The organism is Bradyrhizobium sp. IC4060, assembly GCF_020193715.1.
Classification (GTDB): Bacteria; Pseudomonadota; Alphaproteobacteria; order Rhizobiales; family Xanthobacteraceae; genus Bradyrhizobium; species Bradyrhizobium yuanmingense.
Genome location: NZ_JADYVJ010000013.1, coordinates 52,956 through 72,002, shown reverse-complemented (window position 1 = coordinate 72,002; position 19,047 = coordinate 52,956). Strand labels below are relative to the sequence as shown.

The window sequence follows — 19,047 nt, the reverse complement described above, 5'->3', positions numbered from 1 at the left end:
CATGAACGGGCGCCGCGCGCTGTTCGCGGCGCTCGTTCTTTTGTTCGGCGCCGTAAGTGCGCGGGCGGGCTCGGAGGGCCGCGCGCACAGATTCACGCCCGAAGGCCTGGCAAAAGTCTCCGACTACATCAGGAATGAGATCGCGACCGGCAAATTTCCGGGAGCGATTCTGCTGCTCCAGCAACACGGCAAGCCGGTCTACTGCGAGAATTTCGGCGTCCGCGACGTCGCGACCCAACTTTCGATGAGTGCGGACACGATCTTCCGCCTCTATTCGATGACCAAGCCGATCACCTCGGTCCTGGCGATGATGCTGGTCGAGGAGGGTAAGCTTGCGATCAGCGATCCCGTCTCGAAATACATTCCGGCCTTTGCCGGCATGAAGGTCGGCGTCGAGAAGAAGGCCGAGGACGACAAGGTCTCGCTGGAGCTGGAGCCGCTCAACCGTCCGGTGACGATCGAGGATTTGATGCGGCATACCGCCGGGATTCCTTATGGCTATTATGGCGGGGACCTGGTGAACAAGCTCTACGCCGACGCCGGACTGTTCGACAGGAATTCGACCAATGCCGAATTCGTCGCGAAGATCACCGCGCTTCCGCTCGCCGAACAGCCCGGCACGATCTGGGACTACGGCCACTCCACCGACGTGCTCGGGCGCATCATCGAGGTGATCTCGGGGACATCGCTGCTCGAGTTCGCGAAGACGCGGCTGCTCGACCCACTCGGGATGAAGGACACGGAATTCTACCTCGCCGATCCCGCCAAATGGCCGCGTATCGCCGAGCCGATGCCGCAGGATCGGGCGATCAGCCCGATCACGCAGGTTCGCGATATCAGGAAACCGCTGCGATGGGAGTCGGGCGGCGGCGGCCTCGTCGGCACGGTCGGCGATTATGCCCGCTTCTCGCAAATGCTGCTCAACGGCGGCACGCTTGAAGGTCGACGTTATCTGAAGCGGGAAACCATCGCCTTGATGGCGAGGGATCATATCGGTCCCGAAACCCGCGTCGAGCGCGACAAGCACTACTATCCGGGTGAGACCAGCGGCTACGGCCTCGGCTTCGCCGTACGTACCGCAGTGCCGCCGGGCACGAACTGGCCGCTTGGCGAATATCGCTGGGACGGCGTTGGCGGCACCTTCTTCTTCATCGATCCCGAAGACGACCTGTTCGGAATCTTCATGGTGCAGACCCCCTCGCAGCGCGGCCGGATCCAGCTCGAGCTGAAGACGCTGATCTATCAGGCGATGGGGCGGTGAGACCTCTCCCCCTTTGCGTAGCCGGATGGAGCGAAGCGCAATCCGGGACGTCCTCACCGCGTGGATAGATCCCGGATTTCGCTGCGCTCCATCTGGGCTACGGGGCTGAGCTTTACGCCCCGCGCACGATCTCGCGCACGTACCCGATCGTCTCCTCGATCTGGCTCGCATTGACGTCCAGATGGGTGCAGGCGCGGATGCGGCCGTCCATCATCGCGAGCGTCACGCCGCGCTGACGGAGGGCCGAGACCATCTTGTCGCCGGGAATGCCGGCGCCGTCGGGCTTGAAGAACACGAGATTGGTCTCGGGCTCCTGCACCTCCATGCCCGAGATCTGCGACAGGCCGCGGGCGAGCGCGCGCGCATTGGCGTGGTCGTCGGCCAGGCGCTCGACGTGGTGGTCGAGAGCATAGATGCACGCTGCGGCGCAGATGCCGGCCTGCCGCATCGAGCCGCCGAGCCGCTGCTTCCACTGCCAGACCGCGTCGATGAAGGCGCGCGAGCCTGCGAGCACGCCGCCGATCGGTGCGCCCAGGCCCTTGGAGAAGTCGATCCAGGCCGAGTCCCAGCCCGCGGTCATGTCGCGTGGCGAGATGCCGCTCGCGACCGTGGCGTTGAGCAGGCGCGCGCCGTCCATATGGGTGACGAGGTCGTGCTGCCTGGCGATCGCGACGATCTCGTCGAGCACCGCCTTCTTCCAGATCGTGCCGCCGCCGATATTGGCGGTCTGCTCGACGCTGACGACGGTCTGCGGCGGCTGGTACCGCGTGCGCGGATGCAGCGCCTTGCGAAGGGTCTCCGGCGTGAACTGGCCATCGGGGCCCTTGAGCTGGGTGACCTGGAAACCGCCGATTGCGGCATGCGCGCCGCCTTCGCGCGCGATGATATGCGCGGTCTCATGGGCGAGGATCTCGTCGCCGGGGCGGCAATGCACCAGCGTCGCGGTGACGTTGCACATCGTGCCCGAGGGCATGTAGACCGCAGCTTCCTTGCCGAGCAGATCGGCCACGCGCTCGCACAGCGCGTTCACGGTCGGATCGTCGCCGACCTGTTCGTCGCCGACTTCCGCCCGCGCCATCGCCTCCCGCATCCCTGCCGTCGGCTTGGTCTGCGTGTCCGAGAGCAGATTGATGCGCACCGGCGGCGCCTTGGGATCGACGGGGGGAGGGGTGTAGAGCATGGCGTGTCTCATCTCTAGTCGAACAATTGCGACGTATTGCGTGCGTGCCCCGATGACCTGTACTAGCCACGAGAACGTTGAGCGACGCGCTGTCGCGCGGCAAGGAGGATGTCGTCTGGCGTGTCTGCTGTGAAGATATTGCAATCGGGCAGAGCGAACAGCCCCTGATATCGGCAGATCTGCTCGGCGCGGGAGAGGGCCTCCCACGCGCGAAGCGCCGCTTCAGTCGGCGTTGCAGAAGGCAGAGTGTTGGCGAACTGGTCGGCCGCGCGAGACATCGATGACATGCTACCAAACAAAAAGGCCCCGGAGAACCGGAGCCTTTTGAATGTCGATCTGCCGAAACTTATCAGCGCGAATAGAATTCGACGACCAGATGCGGCTCCATCTGCACCGGGAACGGCACGTCGGAGAGGCCGGGGATGCGGGCGTACTTCGCGGTCATCTTGCCGTGGTCGACTTCGAGATAGTCGGGGACCTCGCGCTCGGGAAGCTGGCTGGCTTCGAGCACGTGGGCGAGCTGCTTGGAGGCTTCCTTGACCTCGACCACGTCGCCGACCTTGAGCTGATAGCTCGAAATGTTGACCTTGCGGCCGTTCACCTTGATGTGGCCGTGGTTGATGAACTGGCGTGCGGCGAAGATCGTGGAGACGAACTTGGCGCGGTACACGACCGCGTCGAGACGACGCTCCAGCAGGCCGATCAGGTTCTCGCCGGTGTCACCCTTGAGGCGGCTGGCCTCGACATAGATGCCGTGGAACTGGCGCTCGCTGATGTTGGCGTAATAGCCCTTCAGCTTCTGCTTGGCGTGCAGCTGCACGCCGAAGTCGGAGAGCTTGCCCTTGCGGCGCTGGCCATGCTGGCCGGGGCCGTATTCGCGGCGGTTGACGGGGCTCTTTGGGCGGCCCCAGATGTTCTGGCCCATACGGCGATCGATCTTGTACTTCGCCTCACTGCGCTTAGTCATCGCGTCCTCTTCAGGTCATGGTTTGAGGAAACGCGCCCTCCTGTGTGACGGGATGATCCCGGCACCGACAGGTCCGATCCCCAAAGCTTAAGGGAGAGGACCACGGGTCGCGAAACGCTTCGCGGGCCGAAATCGGCCCGCGAGCAGGCGGCTTTTAGGGGAGTTTGGGGTTGGCTGTCAATTCTTTAGCTTGTCAGTCCGGGGCGTGCGACGACGGTATTCTCACGTCCTGACCGCCCGGACTGGCTTTGACCCCGCCGCCCGCAATTCGGCAGCAATTTCAGTGTTCAGGGCCTGTTCCAGCCGGGTCAGGACTCTCGCGATCGGGGCGGCGTCGGTGACGCGGTGGTCCCAGCGGATCACGACATGGATGGTCTGATCCGGCTCGACCAGCCCATAGCTCAGGACAAAGGGGCCCGGCGTGATCGGGTGGAGCTCGCCGCCGCCGTAGGCGGCGACCGAGCTTACCGCAAAGCTGCCGAACCAGTTACCGCGCTGACGGCCGAAATTCAGACCGATGGCCAAGGACAGGCGCCGCAATGGCAACGGCAGGCGGGTCGCCCGCATGATCTTGCGGTACATCGGAACATCCTCGATCGGGGCCGTCTTGCCGCGTCGGATTTCCGCATCGACTTCTGCCAGCGAAAGAGCCTCGGGACCCGCGATTCGCTGCAGCAGCACGCATTCCTCGCCATCCTCGACCCGCGCGATCGCGACCGTCGCCACGCTCTTTGGAAGCTCATACAGAGCCGGCCAGGGCCATTTGACGTAAAGGGTGCGCAGGATCGGCTCGTCCTTTGCAACCAGGGCGAAAGCCTTGACGAACATCGCGGCCCAGCCGGCGGGCGCGGCCGCGTCCGCGCGGGCCTCCAGCAGGGGGCGGATATTGAGCGAACGGGCCAATGAAACGAAAGGTACGCCCTTCGAGGCGTGCATGAGGTCGCAGATCACACGACGACGCAGCGAAATGGTCTTGGGCGTCCCGCGCATAGGCCTCCGGTTCCAAATCAAAAGATCAAAATATGTGCAACGAGCGGGGCCCGCCTGCTCGCTCTAGCACGAACCAACCCGCTTGGGGCCGGTCGGTTCGCCGCACCGAGCAGCGCCAAAGATGGACCCCCTTTAGACCAAAAAATCATCCATTTTCAATGATTTATATCTCGATCAGGCGCTCTTGGTCGCGTCGGTCGGTCATGCGTCGATCGGCCCGATCAGCGCCTGACCCCCTCGTAGGCCGCCATGATGCCGCGCTGGAACAGCGACCAGTCGAAGCCCAGCGCAATCGCGCGGTAGCCGCGGTCGATCAGCGCATTGGCCTGATCGGCGGTGCGCGCCACCCCGCCGATCGGCACCCCGCTCTTGAGGATGCCCGCCTCGGCGCGCGCGATCAGGTCCAGCAATTGCGGATCATCCATCTGGCCGCGCTTGTTGATGGAGGTGGCGAGATCGCCGGGACCGATGACCGCGACATCGATACCGGGCGTTGCCATGATCTCGTCGATGCGATTGACCGCGTCGACGTGCTCGATCGTGATCATGCAGATCATCTCGTCGTCGACAGAGGCCATGTAATCAGGCATCGACTGGCCCCAGCGGAACGGCGCGTGGAAGGGACCCCAGAGCCGATCGCCGCGCGGCGGGTAACGCACGCTGCGCACCGCTTTCTCGGCATCCGCGCGGCTCGTGATCATCGGGAAGTTGATGCCGAAGGCACCGATGTCCATCGGCGCTTTCGCCAGCCACGGCTCGTTGGCGGCGATCCGCACCAGAGGCGTGCACGGCGTGCCCGTGGTCGCGGCGATCATCGCGTGGGCTTCGGTCAATCCGATCGGGCCGTGCTCGAGATCGACGATGATCCAGTCGAGCGAGCGCGCCATGATCTGCACCATCTGCACGCTCGGGATGGTCGCGATCGCACCGAAGGCGGGGCGACCCTCGCGCCAGAGCTGGCGGAGGCGGTTCAGCGGCTTTGCGGGGACCGACATGGAAAGTCCTGCGGGACGATGGCGACGGCAAAGCCTAGCAGCGCGCCGCCAGTGCGCAAGCTCAGGCCACCGCGCGTCCGCCGAAGAACGGCGTCAGCGTGGCGCTGAGACCATGCACGCGGTTCGATGTAAAAATCATCTCGGCGCCGGACTGCGCGATGCCGCCGGTCGGCGGGCCGAGCAGGTCGGAGACGCGACGGGCGATCGCGGGCGCCGGATCGATCCAGTCGACCGGCCAGGGCGCGAGCTTCTTCATCCGGTCCAGCAGAAGCGGGTAGTGCGTGCAGGCGAGCACCACGGTGTCGGTGCGCGCGCTCGCATCCGAGGCGTCGCCGACGAAGCAGGGAGCGAGCTCGGCGAGGATGGCTTCGTCGCTGATCGGGCTACCGCCGAGCGCGGCTTCGGCCAGCGAAGCGAGCTCGGGCGAGCCGACCAGCGTCACCTCGCATCCTTGTGCGAAATCGCGGATCAGCGCCTTGGTGTACTCGCGCTTCACCGTGCCCTTGGTGCCGAGCACCGAAACGCGGCGGGTCCTGGACTGCGCACAGGCCGGCTTGATCGCCGGCACCGTGCCGACGAAGGCTACGGAATAGGCGGCGCGCAAGTGAGACAGGACCAGGGTGGAAGCCGTGTTGCAGGCGATGACGACGAGGTCTGGACTATGCCGGCCGATCAGCTCCCCCATCAGCGGCACGACGCGGGCGATGATCTCGTCCTCGCTGTGGTGGCCATAGGGGAAGAAGGCGTCGTCCGCGACATAGACGTAATGCGCGTCGGGCCGCGCCGCCACGACCTCGCGGAGCACCGTGAGCCCGCCAAGGCCGGAATCGAACACCAGGATCGTCGGAGAATTGGTCACGTCGCCACCCTAGCCCGGCATGGTTACCATTCGGTTTTTAGGGCGATTTTGCGGCGATCCCGCAAAGACCGGGGGGCGTCTCGTGTCACGGACGCGCTGCGTCATCATCCCCGGCGTCAGATCGGCCGCGCGGCGCTCACGCGATCCTGTTGGTGGTGGTCCCGCGCTCGGTTGCCAGCTGCTTCTGCAGGCGATCGATGTTCTGCAACAGGCGCTGGCTGGTCAGCACCAGGAAGTAATAGCCGAATTGCGGATCCTGGAAGTAGATCTCGAGCAGCCGGTCATAGGTGATGGTCAGCACCTGGCCGTCCTCGATGCATTCGACCGTCCCCGTGCGCCGGTTGTCCGGCGTGAGGAAGCCGAGCTCGCCCATCAGCGCCCCGGGCCCGATCTCGACGTTGATCTCCTTGACCAGGAACTTGCCGGTGACGGTGAGGAACATTTCGTTGGCTGGGTCACGCATCTTGAAGAGGATGTCGCCGCGCCGGTATCTGCGCTCGGTCATGAATGGCTTGAGCCATTCGATCGACATGTCCCCTTCGGCCGCATGGCGCGCCTTCTTGACCAGCTTCAGCATCTGCCGCAGGCGCAGCGCGTTGATCGGAAGCATCAGGAGATAGAGCAGGAACGTCGCGACGTTGGCGGAGAGCGCGCCGAAGAGAGCGAAGAACGCGCAGCCGATCATGTTGGCGACGCGCAGCGGCACCATTGTCCGCATCAAGAGGGTGGCGACGAAGAAGACCGCCCCGACCACGGCGAACAGATTGGCGAGCGTGATATTGTGGACGAAGATCTCCAGGAGCCGGTTGAAGATCGCCTCGTAGGTGACGCTGTCGGGATCGAGGCCCATCTGGACCAGGATTTTCGCGATCCTGAGGTTGTCCGTGGCCGCTTCAAGGATGCGGTCGAGGATCGACGAAATGTCTGCGCTGCCGGACGGCATGGTACTAACCCCACGTAAGGCATTCAGTCCTGGTCGGCACCCGTATAGCCGAAATCGAATGACGACCGCTTGAATGACGCTTCCGGCCATCGTGCCGCAAGGGGCAAATTTTAGCCTGATCGGGCGTTTCGGCAATTGCCCGTTGGTTGCGCGTCCGGCCGCGCAGGCCCGTGATTCGGGCCAGCCGTGCGGGCTTGAGCGTCGCTGACGGGCCCGAAGCGACCTTCGTTTACGGCTTGGCGGCGGGTTGCACGACCCGCTGCTCGACGAGGCCGAGCCGCCCCGGCAGAGAGCCGGCGCGCAGCAGCATGGCGACGCTGTTGGCCTCTTCCAGGGTGAAATTGCCGGAAATCTGGCCGGAGCCGCCGGTGATGGGCTCGCGGATCACGGGCGCGGAGATCACCTTGTCGTCGAGCACGATGGCAAAAGGCTTTCCGACATTCTCTGCCGTGATATGGGCGAAGCGCCGCGTGCCGCGGCCGTTGAAGCGGAACGATGCGATCGGCTCCTTGCTGTCGCCGGTCAATCCCGGGCCGGCATAGCTGATCTCGCCGCCCTCGAGGGCGCTGTCCTTGGCGACGAGATAAGGAAGCTTGTCCTTGAAGCCGAGCAGGACTTCCGTGCCCGCCGGCGGTGTGCCCGATTGCGCCTGCTCTGCGGACATCGAGAGGTCGATCAGGCGGAAGCCGACCTTGACCTTCCTGGCGAAGATCGCGGTGATTTGCTCGGGCTCCATCAATCCGGGCAGGAAGATGCGGATACGGTCCATTCCCTCGGGCTGGACGCTGGCGAGCTTGACGCCGGCGTCCTTGAGGCGCTGCTCGATCATGGCGATGGAATCTTCGACGAGATCGCGCAGCCGCGCGGCTGATGCGGCATCGGTCGGCGCGAGCCTGAGCAACCCGTCGCCGGCGTCGGTGACGTTGAGCGCGTGTGTCGGCAACCCCTCCGCCGCCGCGACGAGCTTGCGCGTGAGCTGTTCGCGGCCTTTGCCGTCAGCGATCTTCACGTCGACGCCGCCGTCGCGGATCGCAAGTCCGGAGAACGCGATGCGGCCCTCGCGCAGAATCTTGTAGACGTCGTCGCGCAAATCCGTGACGACCGCCTCCCGCAAGGCATCGGTGTCGACCCTGTAGACGATCCGCGATCCGCCCAGCTTCTCCATCTTGTCGGCGATGAAGGCGGCGACCTTGACCCGCACCTTGTCGAGCTGGCTGTCGGCAAGCGAGGCACCGGGCAGGGCGATCGCGGATACCATTGTGAACGCAGCGACCAGCCGTGCGATCCGGTTCCGCAGGGGCGTCGTCATGATGACCTCGAGTCTTGCGGCAGGGCGCTGGCGAGTGAATTCAGTGGCAGTTCTTGGTCCCTCGATCAGGCGCAGAGGTTCAAGTGGCGCAGCCGGTAGGCAATGGACGAACGGCAAATCATCCATCATTCTGGTCCGGCTCGGCCGAACACGGCCGAGACCTCGCCGAACCAAACTGTCAAAAGATACGGCGGCGGGGACATGCATCTGAGGGAGGACGGAATTCATGGCGGGCATCCACGCGCTCGATCGGTTGATCGGCAACGACTATCCGGAACTGTTGACGGACGAGGAGGTCCGGGCGTTCGAGCAGGTCCCCTACGCCGACCGCGTCGCGGCCGAGAGCACCTATGACGCCATCAGGCTTGGTGCCGAGCGCAATCCCGACGGGGCGGCGATCCAGTTCCTGCAAAATGCCGATCCCGCCGACGCGCCGCTGGTCGTCACGCACCGCGATTTCATCGCGCGCGTCACCCAGGCCGCCAACATGTTTCACGCGCTCGGCGCCGAGAAGGGCGACGTCATCAGCTTCATGCTGCCCTTGGTGCCGGATGCGTTCGTCACTCTGTTCGGCGCCGAGGCCGCCGGCATCGCCAATCCCGTCAATCCGCTGCTCGAGCCGCACCAGCTCGCCGAAATCCTGGAAGCTGCGAACACCAAGATCCTGGTGGCGCTCGGGCCGATGCCGGGCACCGACATCTGGCAGAAGGTCGAGCAGATCCGCCCGCATCTGAAGCATCTGAAAGCCATCGTGCAGGTGTTCGGCGGCGGCGATCCGGCCAATGGCATCTTCGCCTTCAGCGACCTGATCAAGCAGCAGCCGTCGGATCGGCTGGTCAGCGGGCGCAAGATTCGCGGCAGCGACATCGCAGCCTATTTCCACACCGGCGGCACCACGGGTACGCCCAAGCTGGTGCGGCATACCCATGCCAACCAGGTCTATCAGGCCTGGGCACTCAATCTGCTGTTGAAGGGCAAGCCCGGCGCCAACCTGCTGTTCGGCATGCCGCTGTTTCACGTCGGTGGATCGCTGACCCAGGTGCTGACGACGCTGTCGGGCGGGGGCTCGCTGGTCGTGCTGTCGCCGAGCGGCTGGCGCAACCCGAATGCGGTGAAGAACATCTGGCAGCTCGTCGAGCGCTTCAAGCCCGAAGCGCTGTCGAGCGTGCCGACCGTGCTCGCCGCGACGCTCGCGGTGCCGCCGGGGAATGCGGATATCTCGAGCCTGAAATATGCGGCCGGCGGCGGCTCGGCGATTCCGGTCGCGGTCGGCTCGGCGATTCAGGAGACGCTGAAGCTGCCGGTGGTCGAGGTCTACGGCATGACCGAGACCTCGAGCGTGCACACGCTCGCTTATCCGGGCCGGCCGATCCGGCTCGGCTCGGTTGGCCTTCCCATGCCCTATGCGCGCGTGCGCATCGTGCAGCTCGACGCCGACGGCCGCCTGATCCGCGACTGCAAGCCGGACGAGATTGGTGTCGTCATCATGGCCGGGCCCGGCGTGTTCGGCGGCTATCTCAACGACGAGCACAACAAGGGTGCCTTCATCGACGGGGTCTGGGTCAATTCCGGCGATCTCGGCCGGCTCGATGCCGACGGCTATCTGTGGATCACCGGCCGCGCCAAGGATCTCGTGATCCGCGGCGGCCACAACATCGATCCGGCGCCGATCGAGGAGATCATGTTCCGCCATCCCGCCGTCGGCTTCGCCGCGGTGGTTGGCCAGCCCGACGCTTACGCCGGCGAACTGCCGGTGGGCTACGTGCAGTTGAAGCCGGGCGCAAAGGTCGAGCCGGGCGAGCTGGAGGCCTGGGTGCGCGAGCGCACGCCGGAGCGCGCCGCCGTACCGGTGCAGGTCATCCCGATCGATCCAATGCCGGTGACGGGCGTCGGTAAGGTGTTCAAGCCGCAGCTGCGCTGGGACGCGGCCGCGCGCGTGTTCACTAAGGTGCTGGCGCCGCTGGTCGAGCGCGGCATCGATTGCAAGGTGAAGGTCGGTCCGCACGGCAGCCACGGCTCGATCGCGACCGTGACGCTGACGGGCCTGCCGGCTGGGCAGCGCGAAGCGGTGGAGGGGGAGGTGCACGCACTGCTCGCACCCTTCGTGATGCGCCACGAGGTGGTGCAGGCGTAGGTCCGCGCCTGCGGGGCGAGGGCTGACTGCATTAGCTATAAGCCGCGATCGAGGCGTTTATGTGATGGGCCTCACATAGAAAAATTTGGCTTTCGTCGGCGCTCCGAATAGTCTCAGGAAATTGCATCCGAGGGGGCTGCAGTGATTCCGTTTCGGCTATTTGGTTTATTGATTTTTGCGACCTTACTGGCCTGCGGATCGGCACACGCCGATCGGCGGGTCGCGCTCGTCATCGGCAATTCCGCCTACAAGAGCGCGCCCAAGCTCACCAATCCCGCGAACGATGCCACGCTGATCGGCGGCATGTTCAAGAAGGCGGGCTTCGATTCCGTCGACGTCAGGCTGGATCTCAGTGCGAGCGAGATGAGGCGCATGTTGCGCGAGTTCGCCGGCAGGTCACGCGATGCGGACATGGCGGTGATCTACTATGCCGGCCACGGCATCGAGCTCGACGGCAACAATTATCTCATTCCGACCGACGCGACGCTGGAGACGGATGGCGACGTTCTCGACGAAACCATTCCTGTCGAGCGCGCATTGTTCGCGGTCGAGCCGGCCAAGCAGCTGCGCCTGATCATCCTCGATGCCTGCCGCGACAACCCCTTTGCGAAGACGATGAAGCGCACGCTGGCCTCGCGGGCGATCGGACGCGGCCTCGCTAAGGTCGAGCCAACCAGCCCGAACACGATGATTGCCTTCGCCGCGAAGGCCGGCTCGACCGCATCCGACGGCGATTCTCGCAACAGTCCGTTTGCTGCCGCGCTGGTCGAGCACCTGCCGAAGCCGGGCCTCGATCTGCGCAAGGCGTTCGGCTTCGTGCGCGACGACGTGCTCAAGAGCACCGGCTACAAGCAAGAGCCCTATGTCTATGGCTCGCTCGGCGGCGACGACGTGCCGCTCGTAATGAAGCCGGCCGCAACCGGTCCGCAGGCAAACCCTCAGGACGCGGTTCGCAGGGACTACGAGCTCGCGCTCCAGCTTGCGACGCGCGATGCCTGGGAAGCCTTTTTGGCGACCTATCCGGACGGCTTTTATGCCAGCCTCGCCAAGGGACAGTTGAACAAGATCGGTGCCGAAGAGACGCGTCTGGCTGCCGAGCAAAAGGCCAAGGCGGCCGAGCAGGAAAAGGCAAGGCTTATCGCCGAGCGCGCTCAGAAAGCCGAGCAGGAGAAGGCGGCTGCTGCGGCCAAAGCCGCTGAAGAGGCGCGGATCGCTGCGGAGAAGCAAAAGCAGATTGAACAGGCCAGGGCGGAAGCGGCCGAGCAGCAGCGCAAAGCTGCCGAGGCGGCGGCCGCGAAAGCGCTGGCCGAGAAACAGGCGGCAGAGAGGGCCAAGGCCGAGCTGGCGGCCAAGCAGGCGGCAGAGAAAGCGGAGCAGGCTGCAAAGCCGGCCGCCGATCGGCAGATGCCCGAGGTCGAGAACCAGAAAGTGGCCGCGCTCGCGCCCGGGCCCGGGCCGAAGACGACCTTATCCCCGGCCGAACTCACGAAATCCGTGCAGAGCGAATTGCGCCGCGTCGGCTGTCTTACCTCGGCGGCGGAGGGCGAGTGGAGTTCGGCCGCGCAGCGCTCGCTGACGCTTTTCAACAAATATTCCGGCACCAAGTTCGACGTGAAGCTGGCCAGCGTCGACGCACTCGATGCTTTGAAGGCCAAGCCGGGACGGGTCTGTCCGCTGGTGTGCAATTTCGGATTCAAGGCCGACGGCGACCAATGCGTGAAGATCACCTGCCGGGCCGGTTATCGTGTCAACGACGATAACGAATGCGAAAAGGTGCAGGAGAAGAAGCCGGTTGCGACGCGCGAGAATTCCAGACCGCGAGACGATGAGCGGAAGGCAAGCGAGTCCGCGCCGTCAAAACCGCAGGCGACCGGTCAGGTCTTTTGCAACAGTGCAGGGTGCCGGCCGGTCCGGCAGGGTTGTCGGCTCGAGACGTGGGGCAATAGGACTGCCGGCCAAACGGCCGGCGGCGGCACCAGCATGGTCGAAGTCTGCAACTGAGCTGGTGATTGCCCGCCTGCTACCCCGCAGGCATTCGTGTTTCCACCAGCCGCGCCCAGAACGAGGCGCCGTGACCCAGAATGTTGTCGTTGAAGACGTAAGCCGGGTGGTGACACTCGTTGCCGTCGCCCATGCCGACCAGCACCATCGCGCCGGGGCGTGCTTCCAGCATGAACGAAAAGTCCTCGGCGCCCATCATCGGGACGAACTTGTCGTTGACGCGCTCAGTGCCGACGATGTCGCGCGCGACGTCGGCGGCGAGTGCGGCCTCGCGGGCATGGTTCATCGTCACCGGATACATCCGCGTGTATTTCGTTTCGGCCGAGCCACCATAGGCGCGGGCGATGCTGTCGGCGACTTCGCCGATGCGGCGTTCGACGAGATCGCGCACTTCGGGGTCGAGCGTGCGCACGGTGCCGGCGAGCTCGGCGACCTCCGGGATGATGTTGAAGGCGGTGCCGGAGTGGAATTGTGTGATCGAGATCACCGCCGATTTCAGCGGATCGACGTTGCGCGCCACGATCGATTGCAGCGCGTTCACGATTTGCGAGCCGATCAGCACGCTGTCGACAGATTTGTGCGGACCGGCGCCGGCGTGGCCACCCTTGCCGCGGACCGTGATCTGGATGTTGTCGGAGGAGGCGAGCATCGCACCCGGCGTGGTGGCGAAATGGCCCTCGGGCAGGTTCGGCATGTTGTGCATGCCGTAGACCTCCTGGATGTTCCAGCGCGTCATCAGTCCGTCCTCGACCATCGCCTTGCCGCCGCCGCCGCCTTCCTCGGCGGGCTGGAAGATCATCACGGCCGTGCCGTCGAAATTGCGCGTCTCGGCGAGATATTTGGCCGCGCCCAGCAGCATCGCGGTGTGGCCGTCATGGCCGCAGGCGTGCATCTTGCCGGGGACCTTCGAGGCATAAGACACGCCCGACGTCTCCATGATCGGCAGCGCGTCCATGTCGGCGCGCAGGCCGATGGTCTTGCCGGAGGCCGACTTGCGGCCGCGGATCACGCCGACCACGCCGGTGCGGCCGATGCCCGTCACCACCTCGTCGCAGCCGAATTCGCGCAAGCGATCGGCGACGATGCCGGCGGTGCGGTGGACTTCGTAGAGCAGCTCGGGGTTCTCGTGGAAGTCATGGCGCCAGGCGGCCATTTCGTCGGAGAGGGCGGCGACGCGGTTGACGATGGGCATGAGGGAATCCGCTTTCTGGTTGTCGTTTGTAGGGTGGGTTAGCCCCGTGGATGCGCAAGCGCATCCACTTGGCGTAACCCACCACGGTTTCCGTGGGAGCGAAAGAGGTGGGTTACGCCCAGCGGACTGCGCTTCGCGCAGGCCGCACGGCTAACCCACCCTACGATCCTACGCTTCCCCGAACACGCGCCTGAAGATCGTGTCGACGTGCTTGAGGTGATAGCCGAGGTCGAACTGCTCCTCGATCTCGGCGTCGGTGAGATATGTCTTCACCTCACTGTCCTTCTTCAGCAGCTGAAGGAAGTCGCCTTCGCCGCGCCAGACCGGCATGGCGTTGCGCTGCACGAGCTTGTAGGCGTCCTCGCGGCTGGCGCCCTTCTGCGTCAGCGCCAGCAGCACGCGCTGCGAATGCACGAGGCCGCCGAGGCGGTCGAGGTTCTTTTGCATGTTGGCGGGATAGACCAGCAGCTTGTCGATCAGGCCGGCGAGGCGCACCAGCGCGAAGTCGAGCGTCACGGTGGCGTCCGGGCCCATCATGCGTTCGGCCGAGGAGTGCGAGATGTCGCGCTCGTGCCAGAGCACGACGTTCTCCAGTGCCGGCGTCACATAGGCGCGCACCATGCGGGAGAGGCCGGTGAGGTTCTCCGACAGCACCGGGTTGCGCTTGTGCGGCATGGCGGAGGAGCCCTTTTGTCCCTCCGAGAAGAACTCTTCGGCCTCGAGCACCTCGGTGCGCTGCATGTGGCGGATCTCCACGGCGATGCGCTCGATCGAGGAGGCGATCACGCCGAGGGTCGAGAAATACATCGCGTGACGGTCGCGCGGGATCACCTGGGTCGAGATCGGCTCCGGCACCAGGCCCATGGCCTTGGCGACATGCTCTTCGACGCGCGGATCGATCTGCGCGAAGGTGCCGACGGCTCCGGAGATCGCGCAGGTCGCGACCTCCTTGCGCGCCGCGATCAGACGGTCCTTGGCACGGGTGAATTCGGCATAGGCATAAGCGAGCTTGAGGCCGAAGGTGACGGGCTCGGCATGGATGCCGTGGCTGCGGCCGATAGTCGGCGTCATCTTGTGCTCGAAGGCGCGCTTCTTCAGCGCGGCCAGCACCTTGTCGAGGTCGGCGAGCAGCAGGTCGGCGGCGCGGGTGAGCTGGACGTTGAGGCAGGTATCGAGCACGTCGGAGGAGGTCATGCCCTGGTGCACGAAGCGCGCCTCGGGGCCGACGATCTCGGCGAGGTGGGTGAGGAAGGCGATGACGTCGTGCTTGGTCTCGCGCTCGATCTCGTCGATGCGGGCGACGTCGAAGATGGCGTCCTTGGCCTTGGCCCAGACCGTCCGGGCGGCCTCCTTGGGGATGGTCCCGAGCTCGGCGAGGGCGTCCGCCGCATGCGCCTCGATCTCGAACCAGATCTTGAACCGGGTCTGCGGCTCCCAGATCGAGGCCATTTCCGGGCGGGTGTAGCGGGGGATCATGGGGCGGCTCCAGGAAGGTGGGCGGGCGGTCCCGAGAACGGCGGCGCCGGCCAAAATGCTTTTTACGCCGTGATGTAACAGAGCAGGCAGGGCGAAACAAACGGTCTGGGCCCCGGAAGAAGGGCATCGCCGACCTTTCCACCGGACCGGCCGGCCGGGATGGCGGCGCCTGGCCGCAGATATCAACTGTCAATCACGGATCATTGACTGACAGATATTGAAATCTGTCAGCGGGACGTGTATATCCGTTCTCGGACGCTCCGATTGGGCGTCCCGCGACAAGCCCCGGGGAGCCCGACATCCGAGCCACGCTCGGATCGGAGGGCGGATTGAAGAGCGGGGACCGCGGACGAATGGAGACTTAGACAATGACGACCGAAATCCTCAATTTCACCGGCGTGATTGGGCATTGGCTCAATTTGCTGGTGGCGCGCCAGATCGCGGCGCAGGCTGCAAAACTGCCGCATTAAGGCATAGGCTTTCCGAAACGACCGGCCAGGGCGCTTCGGAAGCAGCCCTACTGCCGGAGTAAACTGAGCCCTGAATGGGAACATGGTGCTGGCATGAATGAAGCCGTTGTCTTGACGCCGGAGCGGATCCTCGAAGTCACCGAGGACGTGCTCAGGCGTTACGGACTTGCCAAGGCCACCGTGGTCGACGTTGCCCGTGCGCTCGATGTGAGCCACGGCAGCGTCTACCGTCATTTCCCCAGCAAGGCCTCGCTGCGCGAGGCCGTTGCCAAGCGCTGGCTGGACCGCATCGACGCCCCGCTGCTGGCGATCGCCAGGGAGCAGGGCTCGGCGCCCGACAGGCTCGACCGTTGGCTGCGCACGCTGTTCGCGGCCAAGCGTTCGCGTGTGCTCGACGATCCTGAAATGTTCGAGACTTATCTGACTCTGGCGCGTGAGGCCTGCGCGGCCGTCAAGTGCCACAAGGACACTATGATCGACCAGATCGCCGCGATCCTGACCGACGGCGTGCAGCAGGGCGAGTTCGCCGTAGGCGACGTCAAGGTGACCGCGCGCGCGATCTTCGATGCGACCGTCCGCTTCCACCATCCGGCCCATGCCGAGGAATGGAAGGACGCCGATCTCCCCGCGCGCCTCGATGCGACGCTGGCGCTGCTGCTGCGTGGGCTGAAGGCGGCCTAAGGCCGCAGAACCCGTTCAGCCCTGGGTGCTGTCAATCAACCTCGCGTTTTCTGGAGAGCGGCGCCGTCGCGGGGCAAGGGTGCGGATGCCGAATGTCTGCGCGTGTGGAAGGCAGGATCGGACGATGGCACGACCGGCGGACTATCCGGATAAGCGTTGACCGCGATTTCGACGGCATCCTTCGATCGCCTTCGAAGCCGGTAGAATGTCAGCTCCTGATCGAACATCGGGCAGCGAAAGTGGACGATGGCGGTGTCCGGCAGACGGCAAAGTTCGTCGATGAGCTCGCCTACTGTGATGATGGGGGGATGGTCGACTGCTTTGGGGTGACCCTTACTCATGACCCTTTACTCCTTGTCTGCCGTACTAACCGGAGCCGGATCGGAACCGTTCCAATTTCGTTCGGCAGATTGAGGATCGCGAGGGATGAGGCTGTGCGGCAGCTTTGCTGCTAGATCCTCGTCAGCCCGCAGGTCGCGGCGAGCCGCACCAGCTGCGCATCGGTGCGCGCGCCGGTCTTCGACTTGATCAGGTAGTGATAGTTCTGCACGGTCTTGACGCTGAGATTGAGATGCGCCGCGATCTCTTCGGTGGTGGCGCCGCCGGCGAACTGGCGCAAGATCTCGATCTCGCGCTCGCCCAGCTGGTCCAGCACCGAGCCGGTCGGGGACAGGCTGTCCTCCGCCAGCACATGCGCGATGTCATCGCTCATGGCGCGCTCGCCGCGGGCGACGCTGCGGATGGCATTCACGACCGCGGACGGCTCGCTGCTTTTGGTGACGAAGCCGGAGGCGCCAGCGCCGAAGGCCGACTTCACCAGCACGGCCTCATTGTGCATGGTGAAGACGAGAATGCGCGCACGCGGGCTGCGGGCGCGGATGTTGCGCATCGCCTCCAGCCCGCTCGCGCCGGGCATCGAAATGTCGAGCACCACCACGTCGGGGTCATGCGCCTTGAACGCGCCGTAGGCGTCGGCGGCGTTGTCGGCTTCCGCCACGACATGCAAATCGCCCTGGCTCTCCAGCACGCGCCGATAGCCTTGCCGCACGATCGGATGGTCGTCGACCAGCAGCACGGAGATGCCTGTTGCCGCCACCTCGTTCATTCCGGCCTCATGCAGCGAGCGGAATGGTGGCGGCGATGCTGAGGCCGCGGTTCGCGGGCAGGATCGACAGCGATCCGCCGGCGGCCGTGACGCGCTCGCGGATTCCGGTGAGGCCGAAGCCGGCCGATTGCGCGACGCGCTCCGCATCGCCGCCGCCGTCGTCCTCGACGCGGATCAGCAGCGCATCGTCCTCGCCGGCGCGCCGCTCGACGCGGAGCGAGATCTCGCGCGCTGCACTGTGGCGCAGCGCGTTCGTCAGGCATTCCTGTGCGACTCGATAGGCGGTGGTGGCGGCCGGGCCGCTGATGTCGGTGAGGTCGCCCCTGAGATCGAGCTGGATCGCCGGCCGCGCGGCGCTGTGCGAGCGCCAGCTGTCGACGAGATTGACCAGGCTCGCCTCGAGCCCGAGCTCCTCCGGCAGCGGATTGCGCAGCCGGTTCAGCGCGTCGCGCAGCGAGGCCATCAGATGGTGCGTCGCCTGCGAGATCATGCGCGCGTCCTGCGCGATCCCATCATCCTTGTGCCGCTTCGTACTCGCCGTCTCGATCGTGTTGGCGAAGGCGAGAATGGCGGACAGATTCTGCCCGAACTCGTCGTGCAGCTCGCGGGCGAGCGCGCGGCGCTCGTCGTCGCGGATCTCGATCAGGCGGCGCGTCAGCGCGGCGCGCTGCTCGGTCGCTTCCTCCAGCCGGCCGCCGAGCTCGCCGACGGCGCTGCCGATCATCGCCAGCTCCATCGAGCGGAAGCGCGGCAGCCTGGTGCGATATTGGCCGCGCGCCATGCGCTGAAGCGCGGTGACGATCGCGCGCGCCGGCGCCAGCGCGTGCGCGATGGCGAGCGAAGCAAGCAGGGCGATCGCCGCCGCCATCAGCAGCGCGACGTCGATGACGTTGAGGACGTAGTCCCAGGCGAGCGCGATCGCGGCGGCCGCATGGGGCGTCGCAACGACGGCGCCGGCGGCTGCGGCGCGGGGACTGACGGGCCGCACCACCTCGGCGTGGCTGCCGAGGAAGCTCGGCACGATGGCGGCGAACCAGCGCGGCGGCGTCTTGCCCAGCCCCTCGCTCTGGCCGCAGAGCGGCTTCTCGAAGGCCGCCGCGGGCTGGAACTCGACGCAGACGCCGGGCGAGATCAGCTTCATCGTCTCCAGCGTGCGCCACTCCGGAACCGGCAGGAGATGCTCGCGCGCCCTGCTGCTGCGCAACAACAGCTCGCGCCAATACAGCGCCTGAAGCGCCTGCGCGACCCGCTGCGCCGACGCCGCCGTCGCCCGATCGACGCTGCGATAGGCATCGAACGTGGCCCATACGGTCGCGGCTCCCAGGCACAGCGCTACGATTAGAAGCAGGCGAGCTACAAGCTGAAGCACGAGGCGCATGCGATCACCCCCGACGTTTGCTAAGGTCAGCCTAACAACGCCGCCGTGCCTTGCCAATCGCAGAACGCTAGGGATTGCAGCTCGGGCAAATTTCCCAAGCCGGATT

Annotated in this window: 16 protein-coding genes; 4 read left to right on the top strand and 12 right to left on the bottom strand. The window is 65.4% G+C overall.

The genetic code is table 11. The annotated features are described in order from the left end of the window. The first annotated feature begins 1 nt into the window (after window position 1). Window positions 2–1,261, top strand: a complete 1,260-nt coding sequence (locus tag I6F16_RS30940) for a serine hydrolase domain-containing protein (RefSeq protein WP_036012920.1) — start codon at window positions 2–4, stop codon at window positions 1,259–1,261. A gap of 112 nt (window positions 1,262–1,373) precedes the next feature. On the opposite strand, the gene I6F16_RS30935 is transcribed toward I6F16_RS30940, so the two are convergent. The 7 genes from I6F16_RS30935 to I6F16_RS30905 all read right to left on the bottom strand — a co-directional run bounded on the left by I6F16_RS30935 (window position 1,374) and on the right by I6F16_RS30905 (window position 8,504). Continuing rightward, window positions 1,374–2,441 carry a threonine aldolase family protein gene (locus tag I6F16_RS30935; protein ID WP_036027826.1) on the bottom strand — a complete coding sequence of 356 codons (1,068 nt, stop codon included), beginning with the start codon at window positions 2,439–2,441 and terminating at the stop codon, window positions 1,374–1,376. A gap of 349 nt (window positions 2,442–2,790) precedes the next feature. Beyond that, window positions 2,791–3,408 carry a 30S ribosomal protein S4 gene (gene rpsD / locus I6F16_RS30930; protein WP_225174270.1) on the bottom strand — a complete coding sequence of 206 codons (618 nt, stop codon included), beginning with the start codon at window positions 3,406–3,408 and terminating at the stop codon, window positions 2,791–2,793. Window positions 3,409–3,630: 222 nt separating this feature from the next. Continuing rightward, complete coding sequence (locus I6F16_RS30925; protein ID WP_225114212.1) at window positions 3,631–4,398, bottom strand: acyltransferase; 768 nt, start codon at window positions 4,396–4,398, stop codon at window positions 3,631–3,633. A gap of 221 nt (window positions 4,399–4,619) precedes the next feature. Beyond that, the gene (locus I6F16_RS30920; RefSeq protein WP_225114211.1) at window positions 4,620–5,393 is read right to left on the bottom strand and encodes an aldolase/citrate lyase family protein; all 774 of its coding nucleotides are present in this window, start codon (window positions 5,391–5,393) and stop codon (window positions 4,620–4,622) included. 61 nt (window positions 5,394–5,454) lie between these two features. Beyond that, complete coding sequence (gene murI / locus I6F16_RS30915; RefSeq protein WP_036027824.1) at window positions 5,455–6,252, bottom strand: glutamate racemase; 798 nt, start codon at window positions 6,250–6,252, stop codon at window positions 5,455–5,457. Between the two features lie 136 nt (window positions 6,253–6,388). After that, window positions 6,389–7,195: a cyclic nucleotide-binding domain-containing protein gene (locus I6F16_RS30910; protein ID WP_225114210.1), complete on the bottom strand. Its 807-nt coding sequence runs from the start codon at window positions 7,193–7,195 to the stop codon at window positions 6,389–6,391. Window positions 7,196–7,424: 229 nt separating this feature from the next. Continuing rightward, entirely contained in the window at window positions 7,425–8,504 is a 1,080-nt protein-coding gene (locus tag I6F16_RS30905) for a hypothetical protein (RefSeq protein WP_057029492.1), read from the bottom strand. Between the two features lie 226 nt (window positions 8,505–8,730). Here I6F16_RS30905 and I6F16_RS30900 point away from each other — a divergent pair, with 226 nt between their 5' ends. Continuing rightward, entirely contained in the window at window positions 8,731–10,638 is a 1,908-nt protein-coding gene (locus I6F16_RS30900; protein ID WP_109143239.1) for an acyl-CoA synthetase, read from the top strand. A 168-nt stretch (window positions 10,639–10,806) separates the two neighbouring features. Next, window positions 10,807–12,639 carry a caspase family protein gene (locus tag I6F16_RS30895; protein ID WP_249785662.1) on the top strand — a complete coding sequence of 611 codons (1,833 nt, stop codon included), beginning with the start codon at window positions 10,807–10,809 and terminating at the stop codon, window positions 12,637–12,639. A gap of 19 nt (window positions 12,640–12,658) precedes the next feature. On the opposite strand, the gene I6F16_RS30890 is transcribed toward I6F16_RS30895, so the two are convergent. Continuing rightward, entirely contained in the window at window positions 12,659–13,831 is a 1,173-nt protein-coding gene (locus I6F16_RS30890) for a M20 aminoacylase family protein (protein WP_036012899.1), read from the bottom strand. Between the two features lie 168 nt (window positions 13,832–13,999). Further along, window positions 14,000–15,307, bottom strand: coding sequence for an adenylosuccinate lyase (gene purB, locus I6F16_RS30885; protein WP_036027821.1), 1,308 nt, complete (start codon window positions 15,305–15,307; stop codon window positions 14,000–14,002). A 563-nt stretch (window positions 15,308–15,870) separates the two neighbouring features. Between purB and I6F16_RS30880 the strand changes: the two genes are divergently transcribed. After that, complete coding sequence (locus I6F16_RS30880) at window positions 15,871–16,458, top strand: TetR family transcriptional regulator (RefSeq protein WP_036012895.1); 588 nt, start codon at window positions 15,871–15,873, stop codon at window positions 16,456–16,458. Window positions 16,459–16,493: 35 nt separating this feature from the next. Here the strand turns inward: I6F16_RS30880 and I6F16_RS30875 are convergent, their stop codons facing one another. From I6F16_RS30875 to I6F16_RS30865, 3 genes are all read right to left on the bottom strand, one after another. Continuing rightward, window positions 16,494–16,799 (bottom strand): hypothetical protein, encoded by a 306-nt coding sequence (locus I6F16_RS30875; RefSeq protein WP_074448241.1) that lies wholly within the window; start codon window positions 16,797–16,799, stop codon window positions 16,494–16,496. Between the two features lie 110 nt (window positions 16,800–16,909). Further along, entirely contained in the window at window positions 16,910–17,563 is a 654-nt protein-coding gene (locus I6F16_RS30870) for a response regulator transcription factor (protein ID WP_225114375.1), read from the bottom strand. Window positions 17,564–17,570: 7 nt separating this feature from the next. Next, window positions 17,571–18,941, bottom strand: a complete 1,371-nt coding sequence (locus I6F16_RS30865) for a histidine kinase (protein ID WP_036027819.1) — start codon at window positions 18,939–18,941, stop codon at window positions 17,571–17,573. Window positions 18,942–19,047 lie beyond the last annotated feature (106 nt).